Source organism: uncultured Cohaesibacter sp., assembly GCF_963556055.3.
In the GTDB taxonomy this organism is placed as follows: Bacteria; Pseudomonadota; Alphaproteobacteria; order Rhizobiales; family Cohaesibacteraceae; genus Cohaesibacter.
In genome coordinates this window covers 129,808-143,009 of record NZ_CAUVYE020000021.1, presented here as the reverse complement: position 1 = coordinate 143,009, position 13,202 = coordinate 129,808, and the positions used below count along the sequence as shown (strand labels likewise).

Sequence of the window (13,202 nt, the reverse complement as noted above, 5' to 3'; positions counted from 1 at the left end):
ATCTCCTTGAGGGAATGGGCAAACGAGTGGTGGGGCTGTGAGAACGCGGCGACTGGCATTCTCTCAGACCATAGTCGCGAAACGGGGCAGGGGCAAAGAAAAAGAGAAATCTGTATAAAACCTCATGCTCCGCGTGAAAAGCCTCGGGATTTCAACAAAACCTCAATAGCTTGACGGTATCGCTGACGAAAGGGCCTTGATGCCGGTGGTCTGGAAAAATGCCCTTTCGAGCACTAGATACTAGACAAGATATTGCGCCAGCCGGGATGGAGCCACCCATTTCCGCCGAACCCGGTCAATTTGAGGATGTCTGCCGTGAAGATTAAAAAACTGATCAGGAAAATTGCTCCCGATAGTCTCCTGCCGGAAAGCTTTACCGAGGAAACGGTGGTCATTCCCGTTGTCCGCATGGTTGGCCCCATCGTTCCCCAGCAGGGGCATGGACCGCGCAACAAGCTCTGCCTTGCCAATGTGGCCGGCCCGTTGCAAAAGGCCTTCGAGATGAAGGATACGCCCGCGGTTGCCATTTCCATCAACAGTCCGGGCGGCTCGCCGGTGCAAAGTCACCTCATTCACAAGCGCATTCGCCAGCTGGCCGAGGAACATGGCAAGCAGGTTCTCGTCTTCTGCGAGGATGCGGCTGCATCAGGCGGCTACATGATCGCGCTCGCCGGAGATGTGATCGTTGCGGATCCCAGTTCTGTCATCGGCTCGATCGGTGTCATTTCCGGCGGCTTCGGTTTTGTCGAGGCCATTGCCAAGCTCGGTATCGAGCGCCGCGTCTACACCACTGGCAAGCAAAAGGCCATGCTCGATCCCTTCAAGCCGGAAAATCCCGAACATGTCGCCCATCTGGACGACTTGTTGCAGGATCTGTTCGAGAGCTTCAAGGAACTGGTGCGCTCTCGCCGTGCCGGACGCCTGAGCGAAAGCGAAGACATCCTTTTCACCGGTGCCTTCTGGACCGGCAACAAGGCGGCCGATTTCGGTCTTGTCGACGAGCTTGGCGATATGGCAGGCTATATCAAGGAACGCTATGGCGAGAAAACAAGGCTGAAGCTGATCTCGCCCCCTTCGGGCATCATGAATGTCTTCAGCTCTGGCGCAGTGTCGAGCCGGTCCGCAGATCCGCTGGCACAAGTGGCCGCCGGCTTCACCGCCGATGCCGTGCTTGCAAGCCTTGAAGAGCGGGCCCTGTGGTCTCGCATCGGCCTTTGAAAACTCGACGCGGCAACCGGTGAGGAAAAGACACGTGAAGAAGAAAGACGGGCAGTAACTGAGCGATGACTGCAAAACTTTTCGTAACTGCCGCAATGCTGGCCGTCATCTGGATCATATCGAAATTGCTGCGCAAGATCGTCGAGCAAAGAGCAGAGCTGCGAGTCCACCGCCAGCATGAGGCCGCAAGCCGCGAACAGCACAGAAGAGAGCGAGAAGCCGACATCATCGATCTGGAACAGGATCCTGAAACCGGCAGTTTCCGGGAAAAGAGGAAATGAGCGGCAAACTTCGCGCTCATTGCTTCGGTTTTCGCGTCACTCTTTTTTACGAAGGCTCTGGCAGTGGCACTGTCCTGAAAAGAGACGGTGAGTCTTCGTGCGGTAACGAGCCTTAAGAGAAATTCTTGACGGGCCTTTCGGCCTGATTTTTCCCAGCGGATAAGTTTTTAACTTATCCTCACCTGCCAGATTCATGAAACAAAGGAAAAGGGAGCGAGCGCACCGATATCGGCTTGCTCCCTTTTGCTTTGTTTGGCTCCTTGCGATTTTTCGCGATTTGTCCACCTGTGAACCACAGATCATGAACAGGTTTTTGAACACCCCGTCAAAGGGCGAGTGATCAGGAAAGGGGGGCGGGCTTTCGGAACCACCTCTCAAGGCCCTATGCGTAAAGTCAACTCATGAAGCCCGGCCCTCCCTGCGGGCGTGCTTTGCATGCTGTGCCATTGATCGCGATCACCAATCGGGCAGCCTGCCTCCAGCCCGGATAATCGATCGTCTTGGTTTCGTTCTCATTGTGTGCCAGAGTGTTTTGAAAGCGCGGTCCGGTCCGGCTTGAGCGAAGGCCGCATCATGCGCGAGGGGGAAAGCGCCATGACCATTCTCGACCAAATTCTGCCTATTCTGTTTCTGCTTCTGGCAGGCATGTGTTTGCGCCTGTTCGATGTTCTGTCCGCACCGATCATGGAGGGGCTGACCAGACTTGTGGTCACGCTGGTGCTGCCGAGCGTGCTGTTCATCGTCTTTCTCGACATGGAAATGAAAGCCGCTTATCTGGGTGTTTTCGTCGTTGTTGCCGCCATTTGTGGCGGTTTCTATGTGCTGGGGCGTCTGCTGGGGCGAAAGTTTGCTCCCGACCATCCCTATTTTCCGTTTCTGTTCACCGGGTTTGAATATGGCATGCTCGGGGTGAGCCTGTTCGGCGGTGCCTATGGGCTTCAGGCCGTGGGCTATATCGCGGTCGTGGATCTGGCCCATGAGCTGTTCATCTGGTTCCTCTTTGCTCCTTTGCTGATGATCAGGCGCGATGGGCGCAGCAATCCCTCCACCATCCTGAAGATGTTTGCGACCTCGCCCGTGGTGATCGGTCTGGTCGCTGGATTGCTGTGCAATTTTCTTGGCCTTGGCGAGATCATCAAGTCTGCGCCGGTGCTCTCGAGCCTTTATGGCACCATGAAACTCCTCTCCGGCATGGCGATCCCGCTCATTCTGCTGGTGGTCGGTTATGGTATTCGCATAAGGCGCGAGGGGCTGGGCGATGTCTTGCGGCTGGTTACCTTGCGCTATGGCTTGCTTGTACCGCTGGCGTTGCTGCTCAACATCTTTGTGCTTGACCGGATGTTTGGCCTGACGCGGCCCTTTCAGATGGCCTTCTTCACGCTGATGATCCTGCCGCCACCCTTCATCATCCCGCTTTTCATGCAAAAGGCATCCGATGAGGAGCGCGCCTTTGTGGTCAACGCTCTGGCCGTATCAACGGTGGTCAGCCTTGTCGTCTTTGCCATTTATCTCAGCCTTTACCCCACCATCTGAATGAAAAGGCCGCCTGTCGCGGAACGGGCGGCCTTTCACTGAAACGGGTTTGATCCGGATCCTCAGTCGCACTTGATGACCGGTGCGCCACTGGCCATGTCAGTGCCGATATAAGGCTGTTTGGCCGCTTTCCAGGCTGCAAAGCCACCTTCCAGATGGGCCATATGGGTATAGCCGGCAGCAAAGCAATCATTGGCGATCTTTGCCGACCGCACCCCTGATCCACAATGCAGCACAATCCGCTTGCCATCCTGTGTCGGGTAGGATTTCGGTTCCGTGCAGTGCATTGGAGCGAGCAGTGATCCCTGGATATGCTCAAACATGTATTCCTGCGGTGTGCGTACATCGATCAGTACGATTTCATCGGACTTCAGGGCTTCAAGGACTTCTTCCGGGGTCCAGGCTTCAACAGTACCGTTGGCGAGTTCCTGATTGTTCATCTCTCGATCCTCCTTCGAGCTAACTCTTGCCCCTCAAGACGGCTTCATCTGTCCAGGATGTCGTGCAAACTCAAAAGCGGACCCTCTGAAATCATCGAGAGACCGAGGCAGAACAATTAAAAAATGACTGATTTGGGCGAGCAAGGCATTGGTATGGGCGTGGGAAACCTAAAAGTGGCAGATAGTATGAAAGTATAATGGTTATAAATGAAATTGCCAGACCATTCCCCCACGCTATACCCGCTCGAAAGGTGCATTGATCCTGATCTAGTTTGAAAGATCTGCCGCTATATAGGAGCGATCATCATAGGAAATGCGCCCCGGACCAAGGCCCTTGCATTGCATGTTCTCGTTGATGCAAAGAGGATCGAGCGTGAGCAGCTGTTGCAGGCTCGCTTCGGTTTGCTCAAGCGTTTCATGAATGGCTGGATAGCCGTCCGATGTAATGACGAGCCGCCCGGTCTGGGTCGGGATGCGCTCGATATAGGGGCCGGGAACAGGGGCACCATTGATGGCGCCGAAACTGCGGCTGTCATTTTCCCTGTTGAGAAATGATGCCGCGACCTGAAGCAGATCATCGATCATGTGATCATAGTCGGCAAGCGCCTGAATGTCTGCAACCGAAAGCCCCTTGTTGAGAAGGGCATGGACTTTCAGCGCGCGGGCCTTGGCGCAGATGTCCTCGGTTGACCAGAATTGCGAAAACTCCCTGCCGCCATTCAGGATCTTGCAGTCGCCAACGCGCCAGATCTCATTATGGTATCGCGAATAGAGGGAGAAGACGAATCCACCGCTGGTGCGATGGTCTTCGAACCCGGCCTTTTTCTTGTGGCTGACCGCCAGATCGACGAGTTGTTCGACACAAGCCTCGAGCGTGATGTCCTCGGAAAAATGCTCGATCAGCCCCTTGGCGTCATCAAGCATCGCGGCAATGACGTCCGTGCCACGATAGAATGGGCCACGAGAGCCATCCAGAATGCCGAAATGATTGTCCGAGGAAACAAGCTTGTCTTCGTTATAGCCGCTCGTTGCCTTGCCACAACTGAATGTCTCAACGATTTTCATCCGCATTGCTTCGTCTCCGCATTTCGTCCGGTTGCGTCTTCATTTCTATCCCCACACCGGATCAAGCACTTCTGGCGCCAGATAGCCATCCTTGTCGAGCCGACCATGCGAGCCGAGCCAGTCAAGAAAGATTTGCGCATTCCTGCTCGGCACCGGTTTTTCCATTGAAGGTCGAACAATCAACCCTTCCTTGAAACAGTAGAAGCCGACAGGTGCGATGAGTGTACCGCTTTTAAGTTCTTTCTCGACAAGAAATTTCGGAGCCAGCGCTACTCCCATCCCCTGTTCCGCCGCTTCATAGGTCAGCCCTGCCAGATCGAGGATGATTTCATGCTCGGACGCAATCTTCATCCCCGTGAGATTTGACCAGTTTTGCCAGCCAACTTCCGAGCCGCGCCGGTTGATTTGTGTCGAGAAGGAGAACACACCCTTCTCCAGCTTGTAATCATATGTGGGCGAGAGTACCGGCCCGATATGGACATCCCCAAGGGAAATGGAATTCTCGGTCGGTTCTATAGGGCTGGCAAGACGATCCCATGACAAGACCAGATCGACTGATCCATCAATGCCATGCGGATTTGTCGGAACCGTCAGACTGAGCTGGATTTCGATATCAGGATGATGCCTGTTGAAGCGCGCAACGGTTGGAATGGCCCAGGCCCGTGCAAAGGTCGAACTGACCTTGAGCGTCACTTTCTGCCGATGATGGGCGAGCTGCAATGTCTCATAGGCCTTGCGCAAGTCGGCAAAGCTGCCAGCCACCACCACTGCAAAGGCTCGCCCTTCCATTGTCAACTCGATCCCCGAGCCGCTTTTCTCGAACAGGGTGACCCCGGCATGGTCCTGTAACAGATGAAGCTGTTTGCTCACTGCACTGTGGGTCCGTCCGAGCATGTCCGCAGCTCTGGTAACAGAGCCGGTGCGATAAAGTGCATCAAAGGCAAGAAGTGAGGCCAGCGGTGGAAGCTTTTGCAAATTCGTCTCCTGTTATGAGAGGAGTATGTAACTTTTTCTCACACATTCATCCATATTATTCAATTTTTTTATTTTGCAAAAGGCGCAATACTTGCGCCATGTGAAAAGCAATAAAAATAAAGGAGAAAATAATGAAGGCAGCCTACGAGGGCGATGTTACGCGCTATGGAAGTGATGAGCTGGTTGCTCTGATCAAGGCTAACGGCAAGAAAGACAGCCTCCTGCACAGGGCCGGAGCAACTTTGAAACTCTGGTGGGACCGCAGCAAGGAACGCCGTCAGATCAAGCGGGATTTGCGTAATTTCTGTATCACAGAGGCCGTTTGGGAAGATTTCGGCATGACCCGCGCCGAAGCTCAGGATCTCGCACGCAAGCATTTTTGGCAGGTCTGAGACCCGCCAAAAATGAAAGATTGAAGCATCAACAGCCAACAAAAGGTTGGCCGTCCTCTCTAGCCGACCTCTGCGTGCGACGTGATGATCCGAGAGACGAGGCCATAGTCTTTTGCCTCTTCCGCAGACAGCCAGTAATCGCGGTCGGTATCGGCCGCGATTTTTTCCATCGGCTGACCGGTCGCCTCGGAGAACAGCTTGTTGAGGCGTTCATTCATCTTGATGATTTCGCGGGCCTGAATTTCGATGTCGGATGCCATGCCACGTGCGCCGCCCGATGGTTGATGCAACAGAAAACGGGTGTTCGGCAGGCACAGGCGCCGCTCAAGCGGTACGGAGATATAGATCAGGGCGCCTGCGGAGGCGACCCAGCCCGTTCCGATGATCCAGACCTTGGGCTTGATGAACTTGATCACATCATGCATGCAATCCCCGGATTCCACATGACCGCCGGGCGAGTTGACGAAAACGCGAATGTCGTCGTCGCTATCTGCCGCAAGAGCGATCAACTGCGCACAGACTTTCTGCGCCAGTTCCTGGGTGATTTCGCCATAGATGAAAACCGACCGGGCCTTGAAAAGGGCCGCTGATGCATCTTTGCCTATCGACTCATCCGACTTTTTTTCATTCTCTTCGCTCATATGCGTCACTCCAATCTGAAAGTCCTGCTTGTCTGCCTGTCGGCTCATGTCGTCATGACGGGTAAAAATGCCAGAAGCCATTTGAAACACACCGCCATTGCATCCCGACAGCAAACCCTGACATCGCATGATGGTCCTGTCCGATATGGGTCTCTTCACCATGGAATTTCAAGAGCTGCTGCCAGCACTCGAATCAGGACCCATTGGCTGACAAACTAACGGCAACAGGTAAAGAAGTCATTGTCTGGGCAGCAGAAGGCCGACCACTTGCGTAGCGAGGACCCAGGCCAAGGCACAAGCGAGCAGAGGGGACCGGCTCAAACTCAACAGGCAAAAAGAGATCTGTTGAAATTTGTTCTTGATGTGTTCTTGTTTTTACATCATCCTTGATGAGAACAAACCGCTAACAGAGTCGGAGAGGGGCCGGTACAGAAAGCCCCGCCGATGCGATGGAGTGCAGAGCATGGCAACTGTCAAGGCAGGCGCCCAAGCCGCAAGCAAAATCGAAGATGCAGAGCCCTTTGTCGGCTTTCAGGTCGACCCCGACCTGCATAATGGCCGCCGGATCCGGGGACGTGGCACTCGCAGCAATCAGTCCGGCCGCTTTGAGCCCTATAGCCGCGAGCCGGTCGATGATGGCTGGGAGACCTCCGGTTTTGAGGAAGATCCGCTGCCGCCCCTGCGTACGGAAGTGCAGGAGGAAAAGTCTCGCACGGTCATCACCCGCAACGAGTCTCCCGACATTCCCTTTGATCGCTCGATCAATCCCTATCGGGGCTGTGAACATGGGTGTGTCTATTGCTTCGCCCGTCCCTCTCACGCCTATATGGGCCTGTCAGCCGGCCTCGACTTTGAAACCAAACTGTTTGCCAAACCCGATGTCGCCCGGCAATTGAAGAAAGAATTGTCCGCGTCGGGCTATCGTCCGCGCCCGATTGCCATCGGCACCAATACCGATCCCTATCAGCCCATCGAGCGGCAATATCGTCTGATGCCCGATATTCTGGATGTGTTGAATGAAACGGGACACCCGGTCGGCATTGTTACAAAATCGGCCTTGATCCTGCGCGATCTGGATCGCCTGAAGGTCCTCAATGAGCGAAATCTCGTCAAGGTCGCGATATCTGTGACGACCCTAGACAATCGCCTGTCCCGCGCGATGGAGCCGCGGGCCGCTGCGCCGCAAAGACGGCTCGAGACCATCAAGAGGCTGACTGAGGCGGGCATTCCGACATCCGTTCTCGTCGCTCCGGTCATTCCTGCGCTGAATGACGAGGAACTCGAGAAAATCCTGCAAGCCGCCCATGAGGCGGGGGCAAGGGAGGCTGGCACCATCCTGCTAAGGTTGCCCAATGAGGTGAGTGGTCTGTTTCAGGACTGGTTGCTGCATCATTATCCGGACCGGTATCGCCACGTCATGAACAACTTGCGCGCAATGCGGGGTGGCAAGGATTATGACAGTCGAATGGGTCACCGCGCCCGCGGAACAGGGCCTTATGCCGAAATCCTGCACAAAAGAATGGACGTTGCCTGTCGGAAAATCGGCTTCAGCACAAGACGAACCCGTCTATCTCTCGCTCATTTTGTCAAACCGGCAGAGAATGAGGCACAATTGTCTTTATTTTGACGTATTTTGCATGAAAGCTGCAACGAAAGAGGTGATTTATTCTTGAAGAAGAATGGCAGTTTTCTTGTTTCACAAGATCCTGTCTGAGTTTCACATGCTCCGGAATGAACAGAGTGCACAATTTTCAGGTGTTAAGTCTTGTTGAATTCTGTACATCATCGAATGATTGACGTAAGTCAAATGCAGCCGATGTAGAATCACTTATCGAACAGCAGTGTTCAAAATGAAGACACGCAATATTATTTGAGTTTTCAAAGCAGGGACACGCCGCATCGTTCCTGCCACGCGGTGAATAAAGCTTCCATTCATCGCGTCTAGCGCTACCCCATATCATTCTGCATGCAGTGTGATATGGGGTCGCTTCTTTCAGGACCTCCAGAATTCAGGACAACCCGATTTCGTGCCAGCTGATCCGTTCCTGCGTCAGACAGATGGTGAGGCAGAGCAGCTGTGCCCTTGTATGAAGATCCTGAATGCCTCCTTCCGGCAAGGAACAGATAGAGCAAAGCCGCTCGATATTTTCACATCGCTAAAACAATTTGGCGAAACCCTTTCTTCTGTGCAGGCGACATATTAGGCTAATAAAAGGTTAACGTCGTGATTCGCTGATCAGTGTGGCTGAAAATTGAAAAGTCCGGGAGCTGGCCAGGTTGGACGACAAAAAAAGCGAAAGAACAAGCTCTTGGGATGAGCGGGATTGGCCTCGTAAAGCGCTGCGTTTGGCAGTCTGGGCAATCCCCGCCCTTCGTGGCAATGCTGTGTTGTGAGTTAGGTAGGCCGGGCGTCAGGCGCTCCGCGACGGAGAATATAATATGCAAAGGCTGGGTGCGGTTTTTATTGCCATTTGTATAGTCGCCATTTCCGTGTCTGTCGGAGCGATTTCCCATTTCAAATTCGGCCTCACGATTCCCGAAGCGTCTCCCATTGCCTTCGGGATTCTCGTCACTCTTCTCATCATCCATTACCAGATTTCACGTGTCCGCGACCGGGTCATCCTTGATGAACAGATGGATGACATCACGCGTCTGAAACTGACTCTGACCAAGGAAGTGCAGGACGTCAGGGAATTGGCGCGCGATCTCAATGATACGCTGTCCGAGCGGCTCGAGAAGGAAGTCGAGCCAGTGCTGGGCGAGATGGAAATTCTTGGCACGATCGTCAAACAACTGGCCGAAAGCTGCGCAGAACTCGATGAGCGGATGGACAAGGGTGACGAGCGGGTCGAGGCTGTCAACGCCAAGCTGAAATCGGCAACGACTTCGGTCAAGGAACTGGGCGATCTGTTGCGTGCCAATATGCGTGCCAATGGCGGAAGGCTGGTCCGGGAAAACACCCCGCAACCGCCTCAGGCCAGTGCGCAGGAAAGCCGTCCCTTTCCGGATGGGGCGGGACTGACCCCCCAGGCTGAACAGAAGAGGGATGAAAGTCCATCCATGCCGTCAGCGGCCAGCCGTGAGGGGGATCGAGAACCGGTCATCACCGAAGCCGATGAAGCTGCGGTGCGACGGGCGCTCGCCCTGGGGCAGATCGAGATGTTCATGCAGCCGGTCGTCACCCTTCCCATGCGCAAGCCGCAATTTTACGAAGCGCTGACACGGCTCAAGACAGACGGAGATCAGGTCATCACTCCTGATATTTTCCTGCCCGTGTGCCGTAAGAACAGTTTCATGCCGATGCTGGACCGTTTGGCGATCAACGAAACATTTCGCTTGCAGCGCCGTCTGGCAGATCGCGGTCGTCCTGTTGACTGCTTCTGCAATCTGTCTTTGCAGAGCCTTGCAGATAGCGATTTCTTTGATCTCATGCGCGAGCTGTTCGACCAGAATCAGGATCTGGCTGAGCATGTCATTCTGGAATTCTCTCAGGCCGACATGCGCAATTTCGGCATCATGGAAGATGAGACGCTTCGACTGCTCAACAGTATGGGGTTCCGTTTCTCGGTTGATCACCTGACCGATCTTGGAGCCAATTTCGATCAGCTGGCGTCCAAAGGCGTTCGCTATGCCAAGATCGCAAAACCAGTTTTGACCCATCGCGATGCCGGGCAGGGGATGGATATTCATCCGGCGGATTTCTCTCGCGTATTGGCTCGCAAGGGCATTGATCTCATCGTTACCCATGTGGAAAATGAAAGCGATCTGGTCAGCCTCATCGACTTTAATATTCACTTTGCGCAAGGCAACCATTTCGCTCCGGCACGCGCCTTGAAGCCGACCTCGGGCATCGAACGGACCGCTGGCCCGCGTGAAGACAGCCCCCAGGATCTGAGATCTGGCCGGGATGGCCGCTTTGCCTCGCCCGCTCAGACCCGGACTGTGGCAGCACCGGCACGCACGCAAATGACCGGCCAACAGGGTGCCGTCAACAGAGGCGGCTCACCTTCGGGCAGCTTGGCCAGCACTCAAGCCGGAACCAACCTCAGACAGGAACAAGCCAATCCCGCAGGCGGGTCCAACCGGACCCTTGGTGAAAATCCCAAGATTGCCAGAGCCTTGCGGGCCATGGCGGCCGAAGACAGCAACCCCGACGCTTCGCGGGATCAGTTTCGAACCGCACTGGCTGAGGCGGCCGGCCTGATCGAGCCCGCGGGGTCCCGACCCTCTGCCGCCCGCAATGGTGCAGAGCGCCGGTCTCTGCCTTCGTCAGCCGCCGCGCCTGCCTCCCGCACCGTTGCCGATCGCCTGCCAGCGTCCGATGATTTCGGGCTCAAGACAGGAACGGACAGGGGACAGTTTGTCGAGCTTGGAACCGGCACCAGAGGGGCTGTTTCCACCGATCCGCAGACCGAGGCCGCGCCGCGTCAGCCCACGTTCGAACGGCTGATCCGCTAGAGCGGGGGGCTTTGTTCCACGACCATTTTACCAGTCCCTGACCGGAACTTTTTCTTGACCTCGCCGCTTGAACAAGTGACAAGAAAGACCGGGCTTGGAGCTATTCTTGAACAGGCAGTCCGCCTGTTGCCAGGAATGACCCCAAGGGGCCCTCCACGGAGCATTCATGTGAAGCTGACGCGAATGGGAAACGCTCTCGTTTGGCGTCACATCAAGTAAAAGGATCGCCATGACTTCCCGCCTAGCAGGCCTGTCTGCCATTGCGCCGAACTACAAAGGAATTTTGTCCGACATCTGGGGTGTTCTGCACAATGGAGTTGCGTTCGACATTTGCGCTGTCGACTCCCTCACCCGGTTTCGCAAGGACTATGGTCCGGTGATATTGCTCACCAATGCGCCACGTCCTTCAGGCTCGATCTGTGAGCAGTTGGACCGTCTTAAAGTCCCTCGGGATTGCTACGACGCGGTCGTCACCTCGGGCGATGTGTCCCGCAAGGCGCTTCTTGATACAGGCAAGACGAAGGTGTTGCATATCGGGCCGGAGCGGGATTTTCCCCTCTATGAAGGGCTGGACTTGCATCTGGTCGGGGAAGACGAGGCAGAAATGGTCTCTTGCACGGGCCTGCTGGACGACACCATCCAAACGCCTGACGATTATGATGAGCTGCTCAAACGGCTGGCCCAACGGGACTTGCCCTTTGTTTGCGCCAACCCGGACCGCATCGTGGACCGGGGCGGAAAGCTGGTCTATTGCGCAGGATCTCTGGCGGACCGGTTCGAAGCCTATGGCGGAGAGCCCACCTTTGTGGGCAAGCCTGAAGCTCCGATCTACAAGGCTGCCATTGCCGAACTGAACAAGGCCAACGGAGCCCCCGTCGACAAGTCGGACATGCTGATCGTCGGCGACTCCCTGCCGACCGACATGCGGGGCGCGCACTATCAGAAGATTGATGCCCTGTTCATCACGTCCGGCATCCATGCCGAGGATTTCGGGCCTACCCATGATCCTGACGATGAGCGCGTGACCTTGCGCCTGACCCATGAAGATGTGGAAAGCATCGGCTTCATGACACGTCTGGCCTGGTAAAGCCGTGGTGCGGGCATCGTTCTGATCATCACGCAAAAGCAGTGCGCTTGGTCAGTTGCGCTCGGAACAGGGCTCGTGCACGCAAACAGGGCCCTTGCAGCCCAATATATGTGTTCATATATGGGAAAAACACAGAGACCGGCCCCTGCCGGTCGCCATGCTTCCGAGCCATTGGAATAATGCCATGCCAAATCTGCCGATCCTTCTTCTTGATGACCGTTCCGTGGTGCTTATGTCGGGGGAGGAGGCCGAGCGCTTTTTGCAAAGGCTGATCACCACGGATCTCGACGATCTGAAGGAAGGGCAGGCCCATTATGGTGCTCTCCTGACGCCACAGGGCAAGATATCGATGGATTTCCTGATCTCGCGTACCGGGGCGGGCTTTCGGTTTGATCTCGACAAGGGCATTGCCGACGCCTTCATGAAGAAAATGATGCTCTATCGCATGCGCTCCAAAGTGGTCATCGAGCAGAGCGATGAAGCGGTTGGTGTGCTGCTGTCGTCCGACAAAGACGAGGCAAAAGCGCCGGACAGTGCGTTCAAGGATATGCGCTCGGACCTGCTGGGCACACGGCTCTATGCCGATGGGGCAGGCTGGCTGGCAGATGGCGATCTGGCAGAGGCCTATCTCAAGCGGCATATTGATGCGGTGGTGGCCCAGGCCGGGCTCGATTTCCAGCTCAATGACAGCTTCCCGCATGATATCAATATGGACTATCTGGGAGGGCTTGATTTTGACAAAGGCTGCTATGTCGGTCAGGAAGTTGTCTCCCGCATGCAACATCGCGGAACCGCGCGACGCAGGCTGGTGCGCGTTGAGGCCAACAGCCCGATGCCGGCAACCGGCACAGTGATCCTTGCAGATGGCAAGCCGATCGGGACTCTTGGCGCGGTTGTCGGGCATCAAGCCCTTGCCATCCTGCGTATTGACCGGGTTTTGGCAGCAAAGGGAGCTGGTTGTCCAATACGGGCTAACGATCTGGAGTTGTCGGTTATTGTTCCCGATTATGCCGATTTTTGAGGGAGTTAGGGTCCAAAACCAGAACCTGTCAAAAATACCAAGTTGCCCGGCATGAGTGGTCATGTCGGGCATTTTGCTTTTCCTGAACCCG

Annotated in this window: 12 protein-coding genes; 8 read left to right on the top strand and 4 right to left on the bottom strand. The window is 55.3% G+C overall.

Annotated features, from left to right (window positions below; all coding sequences use genetic code 11):
• Positions 1 to 315 precede the first annotated feature (315 nt).
• The 3 genes from ACHZB8_RS14895 (at position 316) to ACHZB8_RS14885 (ending at position 3,032) form a co-directional block, all read left to right on the top strand.
• The gene (locus ACHZB8_RS14895) at positions 316 to 1,218 is read left to right on the top strand and encodes a S49 family peptidase (protein ID WP_316861469.1); all 903 of its coding nucleotides are present in this window, start codon (positions 316 to 318) and stop codon (positions 1,216 to 1,218) included.
• 65 nt (positions 1,219 to 1,283) lie between these two features.
• A complete protein-coding gene (locus ACHZB8_RS14890; protein ID WP_316861467.1) occupies positions 1,284 to 1,499 on the top strand; it encodes a hypothetical protein in 216 nt (71 codons plus the stop codon).
• Between the two features lie 594 nt (positions 1,500 to 2,093).
• Positions 2,094 to 3,032: a hypothetical protein gene (locus ACHZB8_RS14885; RefSeq protein WP_316861466.1), complete on the top strand. Its 939-nt coding sequence runs from the start codon at positions 2,094 to 2,096 to the stop codon at positions 3,030 to 3,032.
• A gap of 62 nt (positions 3,033 to 3,094) precedes the next feature.
• Here ACHZB8_RS14885 and ACHZB8_RS14880 read toward each other — a convergent pair whose 3' ends face one another.
• The 3 genes from ACHZB8_RS14880 to ACHZB8_RS14870 all read right to left on the bottom strand — a co-directional run bounded on the left by ACHZB8_RS14880 (position 3,095) and on the right by ACHZB8_RS14870 (position 5,512).
• On the bottom strand, positions 3,095 to 3,472 hold the full coding sequence (locus ACHZB8_RS14880; protein ID WP_316861465.1) for a rhodanese-like domain-containing protein: 378 nt from the start codon (positions 3,470 to 3,472) through the stop codon (positions 3,095 to 3,097).
• Between the two features lie 267 nt (positions 3,473 to 3,739).
• Positions 3,740 to 4,543 carry a hypothetical protein gene (locus tag ACHZB8_RS14875; RefSeq protein WP_316861464.1) on the bottom strand — a complete coding sequence of 268 codons (804 nt, stop codon included), beginning with the start codon at positions 4,541 to 4,543 and terminating at the stop codon, positions 3,740 to 3,742.
• Between the two features lie 39 nt (positions 4,544 to 4,582).
• On the bottom strand, positions 4,583 to 5,512 hold the full coding sequence (locus tag ACHZB8_RS14870; RefSeq protein ID WP_316861463.1) for a LysR family transcriptional regulator: 930 nt from the start codon (positions 5,510 to 5,512) through the stop codon (positions 4,583 to 4,585).
• Positions 5,513 to 5,643: 131 nt separating this feature from the next.
• Here ACHZB8_RS14870 and ACHZB8_RS14865 point away from each other — a divergent pair, with 131 nt between their 5' ends.
• Positions 5,644 to 5,904: a hypothetical protein gene (locus ACHZB8_RS14865; protein ID WP_316861461.1), complete on the top strand. Its 261-nt coding sequence runs from the start codon at positions 5,644 to 5,646 to the stop codon at positions 5,902 to 5,904.
• Between the two features lie 59 nt (positions 5,905 to 5,963).
• Here ACHZB8_RS14865 and ACHZB8_RS14860 read toward each other — a convergent pair whose 3' ends face one another.
• On the bottom strand, positions 5,964 to 6,545 hold the full coding sequence (locus tag ACHZB8_RS14860) for an ATP-dependent Clp protease proteolytic subunit (protein ID WP_316861596.1): 582 nt from the start codon (positions 6,543 to 6,545) through the stop codon (positions 5,964 to 5,966).
• A gap of 454 nt (positions 6,546 to 6,999) precedes the next feature.
• Here ACHZB8_RS14860 and ACHZB8_RS14855 point away from each other — a divergent pair, with 454 nt between their 5' ends.
• The 4 genes from ACHZB8_RS14855 (at position 7,000) to ACHZB8_RS14840 (ending at position 13,111) form a co-directional block, all read left to right on the top strand.
• Positions 7,000 to 8,172, top strand: a complete 1,173-nt coding sequence (locus ACHZB8_RS14855; protein ID WP_394706205.1) for a PA0069 family radical SAM protein — start codon at positions 7,000 to 7,002, stop codon at positions 8,170 to 8,172.
• An 812-nt stretch (positions 8,173 to 8,984) separates the two neighbouring features.
• The gene (locus ACHZB8_RS14850; RefSeq protein ID WP_316861458.1) at positions 8,985 to 11,003 is read left to right on the top strand and encodes an EAL domain-containing protein; all 2,019 of its coding nucleotides are present in this window, start codon (positions 8,985 to 8,987) and stop codon (positions 11,001 to 11,003) included.
• Positions 11,004 to 11,232: 229 nt separating this feature from the next.
• Positions 11,233 to 12,090 carry a TIGR01459 family HAD-type hydrolase gene (locus ACHZB8_RS14845; RefSeq protein WP_316861456.1) on the top strand — a complete coding sequence of 286 codons (858 nt, stop codon included), beginning with the start codon at positions 11,233 to 11,235 and terminating at the stop codon, positions 12,088 to 12,090.
• A gap of 184 nt (positions 12,091 to 12,274) precedes the next feature.
• Positions 12,275 to 13,111 (top strand): folate-binding protein, encoded by an 837-nt coding sequence (locus ACHZB8_RS14840; RefSeq protein ID WP_316861454.1) that lies wholly within the window; start codon positions 12,275 to 12,277, stop codon positions 13,109 to 13,111.
• The last annotated feature ends 91 nt before the right edge of the window (positions 13,112 to 13,202 follow it).

What these genes read in the sequence shown, in the direction of transcription:
- ACHZB8_RS14885 (WP_316861466.1), top strand. Translation starts at nt 2,094, where the DNA reads ATGACCATTCTCGACCAAATTCTGCCTATTCTGTTTCTGCTTCTGGCA.
- ACHZB8_RS14845 (WP_316861456.1), top strand. Translation starts at nt 11,233, where the DNA reads ATGACTTCCCGCCTAGCAGGCCTGTCTGCCATTGCGCCGAACTACAAA.
- ACHZB8_RS14865 (WP_316861461.1), top strand. Translation starts at nt 5,644, where the DNA reads ATGAAGGCAGCCTACGAGGGCGATGTTACGCGCTATGGAAGTGATGAG.
- ACHZB8_RS14880 (WP_316861465.1), bottom strand. Translation starts at nt 3,472, where the DNA reads ATGAACAATCAGGAACTCGCCAACGGTACTGTTGAAGCCTGGACCCCG.
- ACHZB8_RS14875 (WP_316861464.1), bottom strand. Translation starts at nt 4,543, where the DNA reads ATGCGGATGAAAATCGTTGAGACATTCAGTTGTGGCAAGGCAACGAGC.
- ACHZB8_RS14840 (WP_316861454.1), top strand. Translation starts at nt 12,275, where the DNA reads ATGCCAAATCTGCCGATCCTTCTTCTTGATGACCGTTCCGTGGTGCTT.
- ACHZB8_RS14850 (WP_316861458.1), top strand. Translation starts at nt 8,985, where the DNA reads ATGCAAAGGCTGGGTGCGGTTTTTATTGCCATTTGTATAGTCGCCATT.
- ACHZB8_RS14890 (WP_316861467.1), top strand. Translation starts at nt 1,284, where the DNA reads ATGACTGCAAAACTTTTCGTAACTGCCGCAATGCTGGCCGTCATCTGG.
- ACHZB8_RS14860 (WP_316861596.1), bottom strand. Translation starts at nt 6,545, where the DNA reads ATGAGCGAAGAGAATGAAAAAAAGTCGGATGAGTCGATAGGCAAAGAT.